Genomic DNA, 21,408 nt, shown 5'->3' on the forward strand with positions numbered 1-21,408 from the left:
TATTGTTTTGATAAAGAGAGGTGAACAGAATGAATTTTTTGGAAAAATTGAACTATCTTATGGATATCAATAACATCAATAAGCATATTCTTTCGAAAGAAAGCGGTATCCCATACTCCACAATCGATAATTTCTATAAAAAAGGCTATGAAAAAGCCAAATTACCTACTATGCAAAAACTTGCCAAATATTTTGATACTACTGTAGATTATTTGATTATGGATGAAATAACAGATGTGAACTACGGAAAGACTTACGGTTTCCAAATCTCATTTGACGAGATGAATTATTTAGAAAAATACCGTGCTCTCAGCGAACACGGCAAACAGGTTGTAGACCTTGTATTGAATTTAGAATATGACTATTGTAAGGCAGATAAAACCTCTGGTAAGCCTGCTGTCTGATTACAGCAAAGATTAAACGATTATAACAGTTCTTTTTATTTCATAAGATATTTTACTTTTCTGGCCATAAAAAATACTCTCCTTGTAATTTAATAATTACAAGGAGAGCTCTTCATACATATTCGTTCTGACATTATTTAAAAGGTGATTTCACTTTTTTTATCTCTGGTCATTAACTGGTTTACAGCGTCTCTTGCATCAATTTTGTTATTGATTACTCCGTAAATTCCCTCGGTAATAGGCATTTCCACCCCTTCTCTTTTAGCAAGCTCATATGCAGCTTCAGTAGTATACATTCCTTCCACAACCATTCCAACTTTTTCCGTTGCTTCTTTTGGATTCATACCTTCCCCAATCATGATGCCGCATCGTCTGTTTCTTGAATGCATGCTTGTACAGGTTACAATTAAATCTCCTATGCCAGTAAGTCCGGAGAATGTGTGCACATCTGCACCAAGTTTTACTCCAAGTCTCGCTATTTCTGTGATTCCTCTGGTCATCATGGCAGCCTTGGCATTATCCCCATAACCCATGCCATCTGATATACCGGCACCTAAGGCAATGATATTTTTTAACGCACCCCCAAGTTCAACACCGATTACATCACTGTTAGTATAAACTCTGAATTTTTCAGTCATAAAGATATCCTGAACATATTCCGCCAGCTTGATATCGGATGAAGCAACTACTACTGTAGTAGGCATGCCCAGACCAACTTCTTCTGCATGGGAAGGTCCTGATAATGCCACATATTTCATATTTGCCATCTTGTCATGGGCAATTTCTGACATTCTTTTCAGGGTTTTCTGTTCTATGCCTTTTGCAACATTTACAACAATCATATCCTGACTGATATAAGGCAATGCACTGTCAAGAGCACTTCTGAAATGCTGGGCCGGTGCAGAAAATAAAACCATTCTGGCATCTTCCATGGCCGCTTGTATGGTATCTGCCGGTTGTAGTTTATCAGAAAATTTAATCCCTGGAAGATATCTTACATTTTCCTTGTGTTCTTTTAATTCCTGGAGATGTTCTTTATTAATATCCCAGATTTTTACTTCATGGCCCTTATTACTTAAAGTAATGGCAAGTGCTGTACCCCAGCTTCCTGCTCCGATTACTGCAATCTTTTTAAAATCCATGCCTAAGCCTCCTATTTTTTAAAACTGATTTTAGACTCTTCCCCTTTTACTAATCTTGATATATTGGCGTTGTGCTTATAAAGAACAATCAATGCCATAAGTAATCCCCAGCCTAAATATCTGGGGTCATAATAATTTGCAATAAAGGGAAATGCTATGGCTGCTATCACAGAGCCTAGTGAAACCATCCTGCTTATAGCTACAACCACAATAACGATTCCCAGTTCAGCCAGTCCTAAGAAAGGCGAAATTGCCATTAGTACGCCAAAAGCTGTGGCAACACCTTTACCACCTTTAAATCCGAAAGTCACAGGCCATATATGTCCGGAGAAAACGGCAAGGCCGCAAATCATAGCCGTATACGGTGCGAATTCTGGAGGTAAAAAAAAGGCAGCAGCCAATTTTCCAAGAAGTACTGCAAACACTCCCTTAAAAATATCAATCAGCAATGTAGCGACGGCGGCCTTCTTTCCAAGAACCCTGAGAACATTGGTAGTTCCTGCATTACCGCTGCCCTCTTTCTTTATGTCTATGCCATGCAACCTTCCAATGAGAATTGCAGGCGAAATATTACCCATAAAATAGGCTATAATCCCCGCAATTATCATTACGGCAATAGCCATTCCTTCACTTGAAGTCAGCATTATTGTATTCCTTTCAGTCTGTTCTTAAAATCAATAGTAAGTGCCTATTCTTCCTTTTCACCCTTTTCACGGAATACAAACTTAATTGAAGTTCCTTTAAATCCATAAGCATCCCTGATTCGGTTTTCAATGTATCTTGCATAAGAGAAATGCATTAAATCTCTTTTGTTTATCTGGAAAGAGAAAAGAGGAGGTTTTACACCCACCTGAGTAGCATAATAAATCTTCAGGTGCTTTCCTTTATCTGATGGAGGCGGCTGAAGCATGGTTGCATCCGCTATCAGGCTGTTCAGCTGTCCGGTAGGAACTCTCATAGCCCTTGTCTCTGCTATACCCTTTGCCATAACCATTACATTGTCCACTCTTTGCCCTGTTAAAACAGAAATAAATACTATAGGGGCATAAGCCATAAATGGCAGTTCTTTCATGATATCTTTTTCAAAGTTTTTCATGGTATGATTGTCTTTTTCAATTAAGTCCCATTTATTTACAACCACCATAATCCCCTTGCCTGCTTCATGGGCTACTCCTGCAATCTTTTTATCCTGTTCTGTTACGCCTTCTACTGCATCAATCATGAGCATACACACATCACACCGTTCAATGGCAGCAACGGCTCTGATAACACTATAGCGCTCAATATTTTCTGTAACTTTACTCTTTCTTCTGATTCCCGCTGTATCAATAAGGATAAATTCTTCACCTTCCCATTCAAAAGGTGTATCAATGGAATCTCTTGTAGTTCCGGCAACGTTAGAAACAATCACCCTGTTTTCGCCTACCAGCTTATTGATAATGGAGGACTTGCCTACATTTGGCTTTCCTATAACCGCAATCTTGGTTATATCTTCATCATCTGTCAATTCGCCCTCAGGAAAATTTTCCACTATTCGGTCCAATACCTCTCCCAGTCCAAGCATATTTGCCGATGAAATAGCTATTACTTCACCAAGCCCCAGCTCGTAAAAATCATAGAAATGATCTGGTAGATTTTTAGGATTATCGATTTTATTTGCTACTACAAGAACTGGCTTTCCTGTTCTCCTCAGCATACCGGCTACTTCTGTATCAGCATGAGTAAGCCCATCCTTACCATCCACCATAAACAAAATAATATCAGAAGTATCCATGGCAATCTCAGCCTGCTCTCTCATCTGTGACAGTATCACATCACTGGTATTTGGTTCAATACCACCTGTATCAATCAGAGCAAAGTGAGTACCACACCATTCTGCTTCTGCATAAATCCTGTCACGGGTAACTCCTGGAGTATCCTCTACGATAGAAACTCTCCTGCCCACAACTCGGTTAAAAAATGTAGATTTTCCTACATTAGGTCTGCCTACTACGGCAACTAACGGTTTACTCATTAAACAATCCTCCTGCAAATTCCGCCGGATCAAACTCTTTCAGGTCATTCATACCTTCACCTATGCCAATAAATTTCACTGGCATGTTAAATTCATCAGCTATGGTTATAACAATACCACCTTTTGCAGTTCCGTCAAGCTTCGTTAGTACGATCCCTGTAATATCTGTAATTTCGCCAAATTCTTTTGCCTGTGAAACAGCATTTTTTCCTGTGGTTGCATCAAGCACCAGCAAGGTTTCCCTTGCTGCCTCCGGATATTCTCTTCCAATTATTTTATTCATTTTTTCAAGTTCAACCATCAGGTTCTTTTTAGTCTGAATTCTTCCGGCCGTATCACAAATCAGAATATCTGTTTTTTTAGCCTTGGCCGACTGGATAGCATCAAATATAACTGCTGACGGATCAGCCCCTTCATGATGGCTGATAACGTTTACACCAACCCGCTCTCCCCAAAGTTCCAGCTGCTCTCCTGCTGCTGCCCTGAAGGTATCTGCTGCAGCAAGAAGTACGGATTTTCCGTCCTGCTTAAACTTATTTGCCAGCTTACCTATGGAAGTGGTTTTACCACCTCCGTTGACACCTATCATAAGAATGACCAGCGGAGTCTCCTGACATATCTGGTGATTTTCTCCTTTATCAATGAGCCCTTCCACAATGCTGGCGATTCTCTCTTTAACCTGCTGTTCAGTGGTTAAGCCCTGTTTTCTCACATCTTCTCTGAGCTGTCCAATAATCTTCATGGTAGTGTCCATGCCGATATCAGAAGTAATCAGGACTTCTTCCAGTTCCTCAAGCAATTCTTCATCGACCGTTCTTCCTAAGAAAACCTCTGAAATCTTCTCAGACAGCTTACCGAAAAATGACTTTTTTGGCTTATCAAATAGCATTTACTTCTCCTTCTTTTTTATAAATATCTTACTAAACTTATTTATTCCAAATCAATTTTGTCTCCTAATTTAAGGGACAATACTCTTGAAATTCCTTGTTCCGGCATGGTAACACCATAAAGAACATCCGCATGTTCCATGGTAGCCTTCTGATGGGTTACTAATGCAAACTGTATATTATCAAAATTTTTTAAGTACCCTGCAAACCGCTCGATATTTGCATCATCAAGGGCTGCTTCCACCTCATCCAGTATACAGAATGGCGTTGGCTTGGCCTTAAGTACCGCAAACATTAAAGCTATGGCAGTCATGGTTTTTTCCCCACCGGACATGAGGTTTATGTTCTGGAGCTTTTTACCTGGAGGCTGGGCAATAATCTCTATGCCGCAGTCAAGGGGTTTTATTTCATCCTCCAGTCTGAGCATAGCCTGTCCACCACCAAACAGTTCCTGAAAGACCTTTTCAAAGTTTTCTACAATCAGATCGAAACTCTCTTTAAATTTAATACGGATAGTCTTGTCCATATCATCAATAATCTGTTTCAGAGAGTTCATTGCTCCCAGAATATCGGCTCTCTGACCAGACAGGAATTCATATCTCTCACTAACGGTCTCATATTCTCTGATGGCTCCGATATTCACTTCACCCAGGGATTTAATCTTAGTTTTTATTTCTCTGCTGGATTTGACCGCTTCATTCATATTAAATTCCTTTTTTCTGAATTCAATAGCCTGTATATAAGAAACCTCAAATTCATCCCAAAGTTTGTTCTTATATGAATCCAGCTGGGTATCATTTTTAGCTTTTTTAATTTCCAGTTCATATTTCTGTGACTGGCAGGCATTCACTTTTTCTTCAATGGAATCTCTGGACACAGACTTTTCATTTAACTGCTTTGTAAGTTCAGTCCTCTCCTGGGTGATTTCTTCTATATAGTTTTCCAAAGAAGCTCTGTCTGCTTCCTTTTCCTTGATAGAAACTCCACTCGTTGCTGCATTTAGTAACAGTTCTCTGTCTTCTCTTAGTTTTTCAAGGGAAGACTGTCTGATTCCAACATCATTGTTTATTTCCTGAATGGTAAGCTTTATCCTGCTTACCAAAGCATCTACATTGGTTTTTTCATTTTCACAGGTAGTAACCTGAATTCTTGCCTTTGTAATGCTTTCATTGCCCTCTTCAGCCTTTTCCCTGAATTCTTCCAGCTCTGCCATGTGCTTTTCAATGTCATCCTCTAAAGCTTTTATCTGGTTATTTCCATCCTGAATCTCCGAGTTTAACTTTGTAATCATATTCCCAGCAGACTGTTCTTCACTCTGTATACTTTCCAGTTCTTTATGTCTCTTATTTTCACCTTCTGCCAGATCCTTGATATTTCCAGCAAAAACTGAAATCCGATTCTCTGCTGACAGTAAATTCAGTTCAGTTTCCCTGTGTTGTTTCTCCAGTTCCTGAATCTCAGCTGAATAATCAACAATATTATTTTTAACCTCTGAAAGTTCCAAAGTCAGTTTGTCCCTTTGTTCTTCTGCCTTATCCAGCTTTTCCTGCAAAGCAGTTACTTCTCCTTTTCTTTCCAGAAGATTTGCTGTGTTATTTTTAAAAGAACCACCTGTAATGGCTCCTCCAGAATTAATAACTTCACCCTCCAGAGTAACAAACCGAAGTCCTCCAGAAACCTGCTTGGAAAGTTTCACTGCGTTCTGAAGAGTATCTACTATGACGACTCTTCCCAGCAGATACTCCATAACATTCTTATACTTCCGGTCAAATTCTATACAATCGACGCCAAGTCCTTTAAATCCGGCAGCATTTCTCAAACTGTTATCGTAATTATAGGAACTGCTCCTGACAGATTCTATTGGAAGCAGTGTCAGACGACCTGCTTTGTTTGCTTTAAGTGCTTTAATGATGTTTTGTGCATCATCATCTGACTGACAGACAATATTCTGCATGGACGCCCCTAAAGCTGTTTCAATTGCTACTTCAAAGCCCTGAGGAACATCAATCAGGTCTGCTACAACCCCATGCACTCCTCTGAACCCGTTTTTCATTACATACTTTACCGCATAATTATAGCCTTCGTAGTTGCTTTCCATTTCTTCAATGGTCTTTTTACGCGCGGAAAGCTGCCCTATGGAAATTCGTATGTCCTCAGTTTTTCTGGTTAAATCCTTTTCCTTTAAAACTGCTGATTGATATGTTTCTTTTAATTGTCTTGATTTTTCTGCAATACTCTGCAGGCTTATTTTCAGAGAATCTCTTTCTTCTACTGCTTCTTTTTGTACTGCTATAATATCATCATTCTGGTTTTCAGCGGAATCTTTCTCCGATAATAAAAGTTCTTTTCGTCTGTCTAAAGTACTTTTCAGATTTTCAAGGCTGTTAATCTCACTTTTTTTTGCACTGATATCGCTATGAATTTTAAACAGATTGTTTTTGTCATTATCAATTTTAGCCGAAACAGCAGACTGCTCAGATATCAGTTTGGAATACGTATCAATTTTTTCTTTTAGCTGACTATTTAAGTCCGACATCTTTATATCTATGTCATTTTTGGTTTTTATCAGTTCCTGCAGATTTTGCTGTTCTTTTTCCAGTTTATGATCAAGATTTTCCAGTTCACTGTTCAATCTGATTTCTTCTTTTTCCATGGAGGCAAGTTTTTCATCTTTCAGCTTTCCTTCATTTACAAGCAGGTTTATCTCCTCAATGCTCTTTACCAGTTTATTTCTTGCTTCATTGTTCAAAGCCTCCAGAGCTTCACTTTTGGTTCTGGATTCTGTCAGTTCTTTATCTAAATTTATTCTTTCTTCTTTTAAATTATCAATACGGATTGCCAGCTCAGAAATATCATCCTTTAAATATTCATTCTTTAATTCCAGATTTTCAATATTTTTTAAAGTTATATTAATTTCAAGTTCTTTATACTGATCCCGCAAGGTCAGATACTCTTTAGCCTTTTGGCTGTCTTCCTTCAGTCCATCAATTCTGCCTTCAATCTCACTAACTATGTCATTTACTCTTTCAAGATTTACATTGGTTGCTTCCAGCTTTCTTTCGGCCTCTGCTTTTTTACTCCTGTATTTTACAATTCCAGCTGCTTCTTCAAAGATTTCCCGTCTGCTTTCAGGTTTATTGCTGACGATATCTGCAATCTTACCCTGACCAATTAATGAGTATCCATCAACACCAATACCCGTATCCATGATGAGCTCACGGATATCCTTCAGTCTGCACTGATTATTGTTAATGTAATACTCACTTTCTCCGGATCGGAACACTCTTCTTGTTATAGCCACTTCACTATAGTCAATAGGCAGAATCCCTGTTGAATTGTCAATGACCAGTACGACCTCCGCCATGCCTCTGGATTTACGGTTGGCAGTTCCGGCAAAGATGACATCTTCCATTTTGCCTCCCCGTAAAGTTTTGGGACTCTGCTCTCCAAGGACCCACCTGAGAGCATCACTGATATTGCTTTTGCCACTGCCATTAGGACCTACTATGCAGGTGATACCATGGTTAAACTCTATGGAAACCGGTTCGGCAAATGACTTAAAGCCATGCATATCTATTCTTTTAAAATACATTTGTCTCCACCACTTTCTAAAGCATATCTGGCAGCATTTTGCTCTGCTTCTTTCTTGCTCTTTCCCACACCTTCTCCTAGTTGTTTTCCCTCTGCAAAAAGAGAGACGTAAAAGGTTTTATCATGGTCAGGACCGTCTTCTTTATCCACGTGATAATGAATTTTTATATCTCCATTAGCCTGGAGATTTTCCTGAAGTTCTGTTTTATAATCTTTAATAAGTTTACCTGAAATTGCATTTTCAATCGTATCTGCGAAAGTTCTGAGTATAAAGCTCTTTGCTTCATCAAAGCCGCCGTCCAGGAAAATAGCTGCCATAACAGCTTCCATGGCATCTGCAAGAATAGACTCCCGTTCTCTGCCTCCCATGTTTTCTTCGCCTTTTCCCATTCTCAGGAATTTACCAATGCACAATTTTCTTCCCTGCTCTGCCAGAGATTTTTCACAGACTATAGAAGCCCTGATTTTTGTTAATTTTCCCTCACTGACATGGGTAAGCTTTTTGTATAAAGTTTCACTAATAATGGCATCAAAAAATGCATCTCCTAAAAATTCCAGACGTTCATTATCTTTTCCGCATCTCCCATTTTTTTCCTGTACAAAAGAGCTATGAGTCAATGCTTTCTCCAGATAATCAGAATCTTTAAACTCATAGTTAATATTCTTTTGAAATTCAACGTTATTCACTTATTTTTATCTCCTCAAGTTCTAATACAGAATCTAAGATGGTCTGTACCACATTTTGTTCAGCATAAGGAATCCCTTTTAAAATTGTATTCTTAACTGCGTTGGCATTGGATGCACCGTGCATTTTAACAATAGGCCCTTTAACTCCCAGAATAGGAGCCCCGCCATATTCCGAATAATCAAATTCACTTTTCAGGCCCTTCAACTTATCATATAACAAAGCAGAACCCAGCTTTGCCTTAAAACCTGAGGTCAGTTTCTGCTTTAACTGTTTTAATACAGAAAGAGCCATACCTTCAGTAAGCTTTAATATAACATTTCCCACAAATCCGTCACAAACTACAACATCACTGGTACCAAAGGGAACATCACGGGCTTCAACGTTTCCCACAAAATTTAAGCTGCTTCTTGTAAGTAATTCATGAGCTGCTCTGGTAACAGTGGTCCCTTTTGTTTCCTCTGCCCCGATATTTACCAGCCCCACTGTAGGATTCTTTCTTCCCAGGACTTTTTCCATATAAATACTTCCCATAGTGGCGAACTCTAAAAGATTATCTGGTTTACATTCTGAATTAGCTCCTGCATCTACTAAAAGAGAAGCCTGTCCACCAAGTATAGGGTATATACTGGCCAAAGCTGGTCTGTCTATACCCTGTATTCTGCCCAATATAAATAAGCCCCTGCCATCAAGGCGCCGGAATTTCCTGCGGAAATGAATAAATCTCCTTTTCCTTCCTTTACCATAGTTATTCCTTTTACCAAGGAAGAATCTTTTTTAGTCCTTACAGCTTTCACAGGAGCATCACAATTGTCTATGACATCACTTGCATGTTCTATAATGATCTGTTTTTTATCATATTTATATTTTTTTAGCTCAGCCGCTATTTTTTTCTCATCACCTACAATTACAATAGTATGAGTTATTTCTTTTGCTGCTTCAACGGCACCTTTCACAATCTCCAAAGGAGCATTATCTCCACCCATTCCATCTAAAAGTATTCTCATTTTTTATTTCCTCCGTTCATACGGTTTTTTAGTTATATATAAATAATATGTCTTTTCTACTACTGTCCAATTCATAGAATTTGGCACTATATTATACCATAAATTCTAAGTTAATAAAAATATTATTTTTATATTTTACCCTATGCGGCAGGATTTATTTACTTACTATTCCTCAATTTTCAGTATGGATACCTCATAAGCTATGCGGTTTATGATATTTCCATCTGCATCTCTTTTTTTATACTCTCTGCTTTGTATTCTTCCAATAATGGATAGCTTGGTTCCAACTTCAAGTCCACCTGCATAAGTGGCATTACGTCCCCATGCGATACAAGGAATGTAATCGGATTTATTATACATCCTGTTCACTGCAAGCATTATATCACAAAGTTCACGGCCTAAAGGTGAAGTTCTTCTGATTGGAGGTTTACACAAAAAACCGTCCAGGTATATGTAATTTTCGTCATTATCATAATCATTTTCACTTTCAGAAATCATGCTGATTCCTCTTGCAAAAACCACTATATTCAGTCTGCTTTTACCTTCATTTTCTTCATTATAGGTTCTGATCTGCCCCTCTACTTTTACCCTAATACCAGCATTAATACTAATGTCCCATATAAGCCTTTCTGAAATAACTATTTTTATTTCATCCTGGTATCCGCTTTTTCTTCCTACGCCTACCTCAAACAAGTAAAAACTTTCCCCATAAGATTTGTGGCTGAATTTTAATTCAGTCAGAACAACACCCTGAAGCACCGCCTTATTTGTTTCGCATCTGTTTTCGTCTAACACAGTACCTTGAAGCTGAACGTTTTCCATTTACTTTTCCCCCTTATTTCTAATGCAGCACTAAACTTTGCTATTCTACATTTTATTAAATTGACTGATATTTATTCGCAAAATTCAATTACTGGAGAAAAAATAAGAATATTAATATTAATCTATTTGTTATTAAAAAATATGGGCCAAATAAAATAGTATAAAAAAACCGAAAAGTTGCTTTACAAATAGTAATCACTCCTCGGCTTTTATGGTATTTCTCAATCTTTAGTTTTAATCTACCTGTATTTTTTGCAGATTCAGAAGCAAGCTTTTAGCTGGCTACTATTTTATAAAAAATGAAACAGTCTATAGATTCATTGTTTTGACTGGTGCGACATATTCCAACATTACTTCCAGTACCTAATGCATCAACAAAAATATGAATTGAAGAATAACTCCCATCCTTTTCCTTCTGTGAAAATACAAGTTCATAACCACTATCAGGATCATTCTCGTCGTCCATGAATGTATTTTCCAGTTTCCAACCGACTTCAGTAAACTCCTTATTAAGTTCTAACATTAACGCTTTTGGTTTTTTATCATCATAATACGTAACAAGCTCTGAACCATTAGGTGATTTTATCTTTACCGTATATTGATCATCTTCGTGGGGAGCTATGGACCAAGTTGCTGGATACTTATAAGTCAGCTCATTTGGCGCTTTATAGGTTTTCCAATTAGATGTGTCTGCATAATAAATGGAAATTCCTTTGGTTTCATCATCGTAGTTCACAAGGGCTCCTAAATTTTCACTGACAAATCGCAGCGGAATAAACAGTCGTCCTTCCTTATTAACTGCAGGAACGTCCATCTTAACAATTTGTCCATTCACCAGTCCATTTAAGGAGCCTACCGTTACTATCACCTCAACCCCTGAAAGACTTAATTTGGCTTGTTTAGTGGCCGCATCCCAGGAAACCTTTGCTCCCAGAGATTCGCCTAAAAATCGAAATGGTACCATGGTCCTTCCTCCGCTCACGTAAGCGGACTGATCCATTGTTACCGGCTTCGTATTTACTGTTGCGATATTTTCTCCTATAACCAGATTGACTTCCTTGTAAAAATCGTATATTTGTGTTTCTGCAAAACAATAATTAACATTAAAGAGCAGTATTAAAACAATAGCGAGTAGATATTTGCTTTTTTTTATATTCATGGTTTCCTCCTAAAGGTTATTATATTAGTTCCACACTGTTAATAGATTTTAAAATTGTTATTCCATTAGTTCCTCCTTTTTTCACACACTAAACGCACTCCTTCAGCTAATCCCCTTAACACAAAAAAGGCGGCTGCAACAAAAAATTGTTACAGCCGTATTTCTATATTTTATAGAAAGGATACATAGTAAACTTACCCCCTATGTTTTATACGCTTTTCCAATGTCTTGCCGATTACCCGTCGGATTCCAGTATACAGAACATAAATGTCATATTTAAGTTAATCGTATTATATTATACGCTTAACTCTTAATCGTCAGGTTTTATAGTTTTCGTCTTTTTATCTTATTTTTCGACATTTAACGACATTTATAATCTGTAGACACATAGGTAAATTAATTAAGAACGCACCTGTTTTATTTATGCTTATTGCCGTGGCTTTTTCATGCCAGAATGTGCGTACTACATTGCAGCATTATCCTTTATATATAAATCTGTTATTTTCAGTTGTTTCAAATAATTCAATACATTAAAAGAAATGGAATCCATTTTATCAGTATCTGAAATACTTATATTCAGGATGTAGATTTCATTCATATAAATGATAAACTTAACAAATGCATCAACAATTCTTACGTTTGGAAGGGAAGTATGCAAAGTGCATTTATCTGTATAAAGCTTTTCATATCCAAGGCCAACTTCTAACTGAATAAAATTTAAGTCGTCAAGATAACATTTATTTAATCCAAAGATATATTTTCGATCACCTTTTAGAATAATCTTTCTGATGATATCAGAAACGCAGAAATAGTCTATATTTTCTATACACTGTACTTCTATTTCAAGTTTTTGCTTCTTAAACCCACCCTTATCCTGGCTTCCACTCATAACAGCCATCGGTTTTTCCATCAGTTTATTATATAGAAGTTTCAACTCATTGCTGGGAGAAATATTTAAATCACTCCTTAATGCAGCCTCAAATTTTTTATAACAGTTTATGGCTTCATTCCGTTTCTCCAGGTTTAAGTAGGCATTAAGCAGTTTTTGTACAATCTTTTCATTGTAGGGTTCAATGCTGACTAATTCATTTAAGATTTTAATACATTCCTCAAACTTATTATACCTTTCAGATTTCTCTGCTATTGCGTTGAGTAAATCCACATATTTATTCTGATAAACAATTCTCTCCAGGATGATTTTTTCATTAAATTCATCACAATTTTTTAAATAAATTCCCTCTAGGAAATCCCCCTGAACAATTGCTTATAGCTATATAAATCTTCTATGGACTGTTCTTCCCCCCTGCATTCAAACTTCATGAGCTTGAGCATATCCGATTCAAAAGCATACTTAGCATTTAAATGACAATAGTCTTTGGTGGATAGAATCAAATCTTCCCCACATTCATCTGCATGAATAACCTTCTTAATGTTCCAGAGATTGTAACGCAGATTATACCTGGCTGCTTCATCATCACTGTCTGCCCACAGATAAGATATCAGTTTTTCCCTACTGATTCCATTTTTGATGTTGAGCATTAAAAGACTAATAAGAGCAACCCCTTTATTGCTCAATTTATGCTCTAAATTTTTTTCTCCATATTTAAACTCTACCCTTCCCATCAGATTTATAATCAGTTCAGTCATGATCGTTCACTCCCAGGCATAATTCATTTGTATGGTATAAAATACAGCCGGATTTAATGGTGGTTGCTACACCCACATCCTTTATTTTTTCTCTTGGTACTTTCATAATATCTTTATTCAAAATCACTATATCTGCCAGTTTGCCAACTTCCAGGCTGCCTTTTGTTTTTTCTTCAAAAACTGCATATGCCCCATTGATTGTAAACATTCGGATTGCTTCCATGATGTCCACTCTGTGATCTGCCACAGGATGATTCACTGCCGAGTGTATACCCAGTGTTGGTCCTATAGGGGTTACATCACTTTCAGAACTTCCACAGATAATCACTCCGCTATCGGTAATTTCTCTGAACGGATTTGACTCTTGATAATGCTGGCCGATTCTCACCTCATACATTTTACCTTTTCCTCCCCACAAATATTCATAGGTAGGCTGCATGGAAAACACAAGTCCCAGTTCTCTGGCCCTTAAAACTTGACTGTCATTTACCAGTTCCGCGTGTTCAAGCCGATGCCTGAGCCCTGTGTTTCCTGTAATATTCAGAGCATGTTCATGGGCCCTGATTGCTAGCTCAATAGCCCTGCCCCTATCACATGAAGTGAGGTTTGTATTCGCTTTTTATAGCATTCCACTAAAAATTCATTTAAATCCTCCTGAGTAAAATACAGTTCTCCCATATTCTCAGGGTCATCCGCATAAGGAAAATATAATGCAGCACTTCTGGATCCCAGCGTTCCATCTATAAATGGGTTTAATCCCATCCTTGATAATCGTAACTCCTTTATCCTCTTAATATCTGAAGTCTGGTAATATAAATTAACGTCAATGGGGAAAGTATCTCTATAATCATATATCAGTTCTGCATCTTTATTGCAGAATAAGAAACCTCCCTCCATGGTGTCAATGGTAGTTATTCCATGTTTAATTGCACTGTCCAGTACACCTTTCACCGCATCCAGCCGGTATGCATTGGATATGCTTTTCAAAATATTTTCCCTAAGCATAACGTTAGCCTGCTGTTTAAAGATTCCTGTAGGCATGGCCTTGCTGTCCAGTTCTATTCCACCCAGTGTAAAGGGTATTTTGTAATATAAAATACCATAAGTATTCAGTGCACTTACATGAAATTCACTGCTGGTAACCCAGACAGGTACATCATTGCAGAATTTATCCAGCACCGTCCTGTCTGGGAAACACTTTTCCTTTAAATTATAAGGATATAACCTCTTTGCATGTATAGGCTGTTCCGGCGTTAGTTTAGCCTGCTCCCTGATTAAATCTCCCACATCATCAAAAGATGTAGCCTCCGATAAATCTAAACTCAGGGAATTAAGACCTGTCTGAACCAGGTGGAAGTGGCTGTCATAAAATCCTGGAAGAACAGTATTTCCTTTGGCATCCATTATACGGTCAATACTGTCAAATATTATTTTATATTCCTCTTTGTAACCCAGTCCGGAAATATTGTTATCCGTTATGGCCACCCAATCATAAATATTATCATTGGCTACGCATAGACATTTTCCATTTATTATCAATAGATCTGCATGCATTCTCTTTTCCTGCTTTCTAAATTAATTTTACAAACGGGTCAGGTCAACTTATGTAATGTTTAACGTCAATATCTTTACAGCATTATAGCTTAATTCAGGAACACTTTCAATGGCCTGCATAGGGCCTGGAATTCTAATGAACTAACGCCTTTTTATTTTCACCCTCTGGAATATTTAATCACTCCGTTTACTATTGTCATTTCTACCTGGATATCTTTAATCTGTTCTTCAGGAATTTCATAAATATTTTTATCCAATACCACCATATCTGCATATTTTCCCACTGAAAGAGTCCCTCTCTCGTTCTCCTGAAATGCTGCATACGCTCCTTCTATGGTGAAACTTTTTATGGTTTCATCTACTGAAAGGCAGTTTTCAGGATACCAGGCAGGATCCTGATCATTTTCAGGATTTTTCCCAGTCACTGCACAATAAATATTGGGAATGATATCAAACTTTTCAACCGGGCAGTCTGAACCACCGCTTAAGTGCATATTCCTGTCTGCATATGCCCTCCAGTTATAGCTTGTTTTACCAAGGTCCCGGCCTACTCTGGCATTTATGATTTGTCTGTCATACCGGATAAAAATCGGCTGTGCGTAAATCAGTAAATTCAACTTCCTTATGCGCTCAATTAGCTCCATGTCTGTAATCTGACAGTGTACAATTCCATGCCTTGAATCTATTCTGGGGAATTCCAGCATTATTTTTTCAAAACTGTTTACTGCCATTTCTATAGCTGCATCCCCAATGCAATGAATTGCTATCTGCATGCCGTTCTCATGACCCATTTTTATCATTCTGGTCAAACTCTCCTGATCATACAATGCCACTCCCCGGGTGCTGGGATCATCACAGTAAGGGTTTCTCAAATAAGCAGTCCTGGCTCCCAGAGATCCATCATTTAGTAACTTCAATGGACCGATTTTATAAAATCCGGACTCATAGCCAGTCTTATAACCTTTATCAAGAAAAGCCTGAAGTTTTTCCGGTGTCCGCAAAAGGCACTGTTGGTATATTCTGATAGGGAGCCGACCTTCAGCAGCCAGTTCTTTATACGCGGTTATAATTAAATCAAGGGTGTCACCGGTAAAGGTTTCAAAGTCATCTGTCTGCAGGGCAGTAATTCCTTTTGAAGCTGCGTCCATACAGGCATCTATTATTCTATTCTTAAGATCTTCAATTTCAGGTGCACCCAAATTATTCCATATAATATTTTGTGCACTTTCTCTTAAGATTCCATTTGCCTGGCCCTTCTCATCGGTCTCTACAATACCATTGGAAAACGCAGGTATATTCTCTGACAGTCCAAGTATCTCTATAGCCTTTGAGTTTATAACCGTAGCATGATAACAGGTCCTTGTTATGGCAATGGGAATATCTTTGGAGATTTTATCCAGATCATCTCTTGTAGGGAAAACTGGCACCTCCCAATAGTCCTGGTTCCATCCGCATCCCAGCAGCCACTGATTGCCTTCAGTCAATCTCTCAAGTCCCATCTGGCATAAGGAAATGACATCCTCAATAGATTTTGCCTGTGATAATTCTACTTTACGTTTTGTATTGGCATAATAAATCAAATGCAGATGACTGTCAGAGAATCCTGGTAAAACAAATTTTCCCTTTAAATCAACTTTTCTTGTATCTGAATCTCCTAAAGAAAGAATTTCTTCATTGCTGCCTGTTCTTGCAATAATACCATTTTTAACTGCCACGGCTTCAGCTTCTGGCCTTACCTTATCCATTGTTTTAATTTTTCCATTGTAAAAAATAGTGTCCATTTCAACCCCCTTGATATTTTGATTTATAGTAGTATGCTTTCCAGGAAATGATATATTGTCTCTGATGTTTTAACAATTGAATCAATGGATGCATATTCGTCGCTGCTATGCAGTCCCTTTCCATCTGCTCCGAAAATTACAGCAGGGGCATTCAACCTGGAACCCAGATAATTAAAATCTCCGATACTTTGCAAATAGCCAATACTCATTTTTTTTGCACATACTTGTTCAGCTGTCTGAATGAATTTTTCCACGTAGACATTTGTCCTTTCAACGGTATAAGGTAAAAAGCCTTTTGACCCTTCCGATGGAGCTTCTCTGAAATTGATTTTATATTCACAATGAATACCGGATCTCTCTATGGCATTTTCAATTTCCCGTTGTATGGTACCTTCATTTTCGTTTCTTACTATGTGCCAGAAAAGTTTTATCTTTGCATAATCCGGGACGCTGCATGCACCCCCGTCACTTTCAATACCAACTACACATAGCACGCCTTTCCCCAGAAGCTTATCCTCTACGTATTGTATTTCACCTAAAGCACATACAACTTTAGCCGCTTCGTCTGCTGCGTTGGTTCCTTTCTCTGGTACTGCAGCATGTGCAGATTTCCCGAAGATTTCAATTTCCAGTCCATATCCCCCTCTTGCTCCCAGGCAAATAGCAGGATAAGGCATTTCTATAAATGCAGCACTTGGTTCTGCAATAATTGAAAAATCAACGCCTTTAAGCAATCCATCTTCAATAAGTGCATTGGTACCCAATCCATAAGGGCCTTCCTCATCAGAAACTAATGTAGTGATTAATTTACCTTTAAAACTTTTATAATTTTCAGAGAACTTTTTTACTGCAAGCATGATGGCACAACAGCCGGATTTCATGTCAAGGGCACCCAAACCGTAAATATTTTCTTCTTCTATCCATCCTTCATATGGATTTACGCTCCAGCCCTTACAAAGGTTCACCGTATCCAGATGACCATTCAAGCATATGGTAGGGCCTTTTGAATCACCCTGCATGATTAAAACTACATTTTTTCCTTTAAACTTTGTGATTTTATTGTCTTCATATGTATGGATGTAAGAATCCAACTGATTTCTATGAAACCAGCCGTCAACGAATGACATAATTTCATCTTCCTGAAAATATGGACTTTTTATGGAAATTAAATCTTTCATTAATTCGATGGTTTCTTTTTTTAAGACTTCATAAGAATTGTTGTTTTGTATATTCATTTTTTGTTCCTCTTTACTCTTCATTCTCCTCTGTCTTTATAAAAGAAGTATTATTTATATTTGCTTCAAGGAAAGATTCATATTTAACAGGAATTATTTTGCCCTTCTTATAAACAATAAATCCGACTATAAAGTAAATGACAATCATTGGTGCCCCTATATAAAATGTCAGCCTTGTGGACTCACTTACTGCAGTAACAATAGCAATGAAGATTAAGAAAATAAGTCCTAAAACTGTAGCGGTTGGATAGGCTTTTGATTTAAATTTCAGATTTTCTACTTTTCCCTCATGTTTAACAAGCCATTTACGGAAACAATAGTGAGATAGCAGGATACCAAACCATGTTAACAGTGTGTTAAAACCAGCTATAGAAACAATCCACACGAAAACCTTATCTGGTGAAGCAAAGTTTGTTGCCAGCGAAACCAGACCAATAGCCATTGTCATTAATATGGCCGGGGCAGGTATTCCTCTGCTGTTTACTCTGCCAAAGATTTTTGGTGCTTTCCCTTCCTGTGAAAGTGCCATCAGCATTCGGCTTGCTACATATACTACAGAATTCGTACAGGATGCCAGTGAGGTGAGAATAACAATATTCATCGCAACAGCTGCTGCCTGGAATCCGGCCAGCTTAAATACACCTGCATATCCGTTATTCATAACACTTACCTGATCAAACGGCACAACTAAACTCATTACGGTTACAGATCCTACATAAAACAGTACAATTCTGAAAAATACAGTTTTAATAGCAGATGGTACGTTTTTTTCTGGATTTTCAGTTTCACCAGCAGCAATGGTAACTGTTTCTACCCCAAGGTAAGACCAGATAACACCGGCAGCGGTTAAAATAACTGCAGAGAACCCAAAAGGCGCCATAGTATGGGAATTCCAGTTCTCAAATCCAATAAAGCCCTGTTTTCCTACAATTCCTAAAATCATCAGGATACCTACAACAATAAAGATGATTACTGTGACAACTTTAATGCTGGCAAACCAGAATTCAGCTTCTCCATAAGCTTTTACTGTAAACAGGTTTAAAGCCAGAACAATACATCCGATGATAAGACACCATATAAATGGCGGAACGCTTGGAAAGAACTGCTGTAGGATAACAGCACCTCCCACCAGCTCTGCCCCAATGGAAATGGAGGCATTAATCCATACATTCCAGCCCACTGCAAACCCAAAGACCGGATGAACAAACAAACCTGCAAAAGTGGCATAAGCCCCCGATGTAGGTAAAAATGTTGACATTTCACCAACACCATTCATAAGAACATATACTAGAATACCGATAATAAGATAGGCAAGAGGTCCGCCAAAAGCTCCAGCATTTTGGATATTATATCCGGATGTCAGAAACAACCCTGTTCCGATTGTTCCGCCGATAGCGATCATGTTTAAATGTCGCTTTTTGAGTCCTCTTTTTACGTGATTATTGTTGTTTTCTTCACTCATTGTTATCTTCCTTTCTCTTTAATTTCGTTGCAGGACAACATTTTTACTCAGTATATACTGCCTGCAATTCTGATTTTATCCATCATAGCATTCTGCTGTTTATATTTAGGTTTAAATTTGTCTGATTTATTAGAAAATATATGTTTAATATTTTAACCAAAAAATATTTTAAAACAAAGTGTTTATCCACAAAAAAACCATTCAGGTATTGCCTGAATGGTTTTCATAATTTTATGTTTTATAACTTTGATAAGTTTTTATACTTATTTAAATTCATTTTTCAGAATGGAATAATACAATCTGTCTATGTATTCCCCTTCCTGATAGAAAAAGTCCCTTAATGTTCCTTCATAAGTCAGTCCGCATTTTTCAATAACCTTCCGTGAAGGTGTATTGGTGGATTTATGACAAATCTGCACTTTATGCAAATTAATTTTATCAAATCCGTAGCTGATTACAGCCTTTGTTGCTTCAGTAGCAAGACCCTTTCTCTGAAAAAGGCTTCCAATACAATATTCTATTTCTCCAAAATGATTTTTACTGTCCACTAAAAAATACGCAATCTGGCCTATACACTCATTTGTTTCTTTTAAAATAACCGCCCATCTGTAATAATTTTCTTTTTCATAAGAACTAATATATTTATTGAGTAATTCTTTTACTTCTTGTTTTGTAGTATAAACTGGCTCTGCATACATAAACTGGACATCAGGGTCACTAACCCAGTATTTCAGCATATCTTCATCATCTGAATACAAAAAACGTCTTAGACTTAGCCTTTCTGTTTCAATTTTACAAGTACCAACATGAGTTAACATCTTATACCTCTTTCATCATCAGTGTTTTAGCGTTCCTCAACTGCTTTTCTTAACTGGTCCAACGCCTGTTTCAGAATGACCCTCGGACAGGCAGCATTTATTCTCATAAACCCTTCTAAAGATCTGGAAAATGTATTGCCACTGTTTAAGCCCAACTTTGCTTTTTTTATCATAAATTCATTTAATCCATCCTGAGACATATTTAATTTCCTGCAGTCAAGCCAGCCAAGATAGGTGCTTTCTGGAATGCAAAATTTTATATCTGGAATATTTTCCCTTAAATATTCGTCAATAAACAGCATATTTTTTTCTAAATATAAAATCAGCTGTGAAAGCCATTCTTCTCCATATCTGTATGCTGCTTCTGTGGCAACCAGGCTGAAGCAGTTATTTCGGAGAATATCCATACCCTTCCATACATAATCAAACTTCTGTTTCAGTTCATCATTTGGAAAAATGGCAATAGAAGCCTGCAATCCGGCCAAATTAAATGTCTTAGATGCTGCAAGACAAGTTATAATGTGTTTTCCTGCATGGTCACAGGCATGCACTGTAGGAGTAAATTTATTTCCCCATAAAATTAAGTCAGAATGGATTTCATCAGCTATTATGGTTACCCCATACTTTATGCAAAGTTCTACAACCTTCTTAAGTTCCTCTCTGCTCCACACTCTGCCTACAGGATTGTGAGGATTACAAAAAATGAACAGCCTAGGTCTCATAGCCAGTTTAGTTTCCAGATCCTGAAAGTCTATGGTGTATTTACCCTCTTTTTCTACCAAGGGATTTTCCAGCACTCTTCTTCCCCAGTTTTCAACTACATCATAAAACTCCGAATAAACTGGAGTCTGTATGAGAACGTAATCCGTACTGTCCGTCAGTTCTCGTACCAACACTGACATAGAAGGAACTACTCCCGGACTGAAGCTTATCAAAGATTTATCAATGGTACGGTTATTTCTCTTTTCCTGCCAGTTACAAATGGCCTCATAGTAGGAATCTGGCCGGTATGTATACCCAAATATGCCCTGCCTGGCACGTTCTTCCAGAGCATCAATAATGGGCTGTGCTGTTTTAAAATCCATGTCAGCAATCCAAAGGGGCAGTAAATCATCTGTGCCAAATTTCTTTTTCCTTTCGTCATATTTAGCAGAAAAATTATTGCTTCGATTTACAACCTCATCAAAATTATATTTCACT

Annotated in this window: 16 protein-coding genes and 2 pseudogenes; 1 reads left to right on the forward strand and 17 read right to left on the reverse strand. The window is 37.6% G+C overall.

The genetic code is table 11. From position 1 onward, the window contains the following. Window positions 1–29: 29 nt before the first annotated feature. Window positions 30–404 (forward strand): helix-turn-helix domain-containing protein, encoded by a 375-nt coding sequence (locus Ami3637_RS02990; RefSeq protein ID WP_162361255.1) that lies wholly within the window; start codon window positions 30–32, stop codon window positions 402–404. 137 nt (window positions 405–541) lie between these two features. Here the strand turns inward: Ami3637_RS02990 and Ami3637_RS02995 are convergent, their stop codons facing one another. From Ami3637_RS02995 to Ami3637_RS03075, 17 genes and pseudogenes are all read right to left on the reverse strand, one after another. Then, complete coding sequence (locus tag Ami3637_RS02995) at window positions 542–1,546, reverse strand: NAD(P)H-dependent glycerol-3-phosphate dehydrogenase (RefSeq protein ID WP_162361256.1); 1,005 nt, start codon at window positions 1,544–1,546, stop codon at window positions 542–544. Between the two features lie 11 nt (window positions 1,547–1,557). After that, window positions 1,558–2,190, reverse strand: a complete 633-nt coding sequence (plsY, locus tag Ami3637_RS03000) for a glycerol-3-phosphate 1-O-acyltransferase PlsY (RefSeq protein ID WP_162361257.1) — start codon at window positions 2,188–2,190, stop codon at window positions 1,558–1,560. 44 nt (window positions 2,191–2,234) lie between these two features. After that, window positions 2,235–3,560, reverse strand: coding sequence for a ribosome biogenesis GTPase Der (gene der, locus Ami3637_RS03005; protein ID WP_162361258.1), 1,326 nt, complete (start codon window positions 3,558–3,560; stop codon window positions 2,235–2,237). Further along, entirely contained in the window at window positions 3,553–4,449 is an 897-nt protein-coding gene (ftsY, locus tag Ami3637_RS03010; RefSeq protein WP_162361259.1) for a signal recognition particle-docking protein FtsY, read from the reverse strand. Before ftsY ends, der begins: the two co-directional genes overlap by 8 nt. Before the next feature lie 41 nt (window positions 4,450–4,490). Continuing rightward, entirely contained in the window at window positions 4,491–8,039 is a 3,549-nt protein-coding gene (gene smc / locus Ami3637_RS03015; protein WP_162361260.1) for a chromosome segregation protein SMC, read from the reverse strand. Next, window positions 8,021–8,725 (reverse strand): ribonuclease III, encoded by a 705-nt coding sequence (gene rnc / locus Ami3637_RS03020; RefSeq protein ID WP_162361261.1) that lies wholly within the window; start codon window positions 8,723–8,725, stop codon window positions 8,021–8,023. Before rnc ends, smc begins: the two co-directional genes overlap by 19 nt. After that, window positions 8,718–9,730 (reverse strand): annotated as a pseudogene (gene plsX / locus Ami3637_RS03025) (phosphate acyltransferase PlsX). The gene rnc and the pseudogene plsX overlap by 8 nt, the downstream one beginning before the upstream one ends. Window positions 9,731–9,895: 165 nt before the next feature. After that, window positions 9,896–10,552: a single-stranded DNA-binding protein gene (locus tag Ami3637_RS03030; RefSeq protein ID WP_162361262.1), complete on the reverse strand. Its 657-nt coding sequence runs from the start codon at window positions 10,550–10,552 to the stop codon at window positions 9,896–9,898. Window positions 10,553–10,826: 274 nt separating this feature from the next. After that, window positions 10,827–11,711: a copper amine oxidase N-terminal domain-containing protein gene (locus Ami3637_RS03035; RefSeq protein WP_162361263.1), complete on the reverse strand. Its 885-nt coding sequence runs from the start codon at window positions 11,709–11,711 to the stop codon at window positions 10,827–10,829. Between the two features lie 463 nt (window positions 11,712–12,174). Further along, window positions 12,175–12,972: a BTAD domain-containing putative transcriptional regulator gene (locus Ami3637_RS03040; protein WP_330586908.1), complete on the reverse strand. Its 798-nt coding sequence runs from the start codon at window positions 12,970–12,972 to the stop codon at window positions 12,175–12,177. Further along, complete coding sequence (locus Ami3637_RS03045; protein WP_162361265.1) at window positions 12,951–13,358, reverse strand: hypothetical protein; 408 nt, start codon at window positions 13,356–13,358, stop codon at window positions 12,951–12,953. The genes Ami3637_RS03040 and Ami3637_RS03045 overlap by 22 nt, the downstream gene beginning before the upstream one ends. Then, a pseudogene (locus Ami3637_RS19055) lies at window positions 13,351–14,912 on the reverse strand (amidohydrolase). The gene Ami3637_RS03045 and the pseudogene Ami3637_RS19055 overlap by 8 nt, the downstream one beginning before the upstream one ends. A 158-nt stretch (window positions 14,913–15,070) precedes the next feature. Continuing rightward, window positions 15,071–16,693, reverse strand: coding sequence for an amidohydrolase (locus tag Ami3637_RS03055; protein ID WP_162361266.1), 1,623 nt, complete (start codon window positions 16,691–16,693; stop codon window positions 15,071–15,073). A gap of 23 nt (window positions 16,694–16,716) precedes the next feature. Continuing rightward, the gene (locus Ami3637_RS03060; RefSeq protein WP_162361267.1) at window positions 16,717–17,928 is read right to left on the reverse strand and encodes a M20 family metallopeptidase; all 1,212 of its coding nucleotides are present in this window, start codon (window positions 17,926–17,928) and stop codon (window positions 16,717–16,719) included. Window positions 17,929–17,941: 13 nt separating this feature from the next. Continuing rightward, entirely contained in the window at window positions 17,942–19,390 is a 1,449-nt protein-coding gene (locus Ami3637_RS03065) for an amino acid permease (RefSeq protein WP_162361268.1), read from the reverse strand. 263 nt (window positions 19,391–19,653) lie between these two features. Beyond that, on the reverse strand, window positions 19,654–20,208 hold the full coding sequence (locus Ami3637_RS03070) for a GNAT family N-acetyltransferase (RefSeq protein ID WP_162361269.1): 555 nt from the start codon (window positions 20,206–20,208) through the stop codon (window positions 19,654–19,656). A 26-nt stretch (window positions 20,209–20,234) separates the two neighbouring features. Further along, window positions 20,235–21,407: a MalY/PatB family protein gene (locus Ami3637_RS03075; protein ID WP_162361270.1), complete on the reverse strand. Its 1,173-nt coding sequence runs from the start codon at window positions 21,405–21,407 to the stop codon at window positions 20,235–20,237. Window position 21,408 lies beyond the last annotated feature (1 nt).

It is taken from the genome of Aminipila terrae (assembly GCF_010120715.1).
GTDB lineage: Bacteria > Bacillota > Clostridia > Peptostreptococcales > Anaerovoracaceae > Aminipila > Aminipila terrae.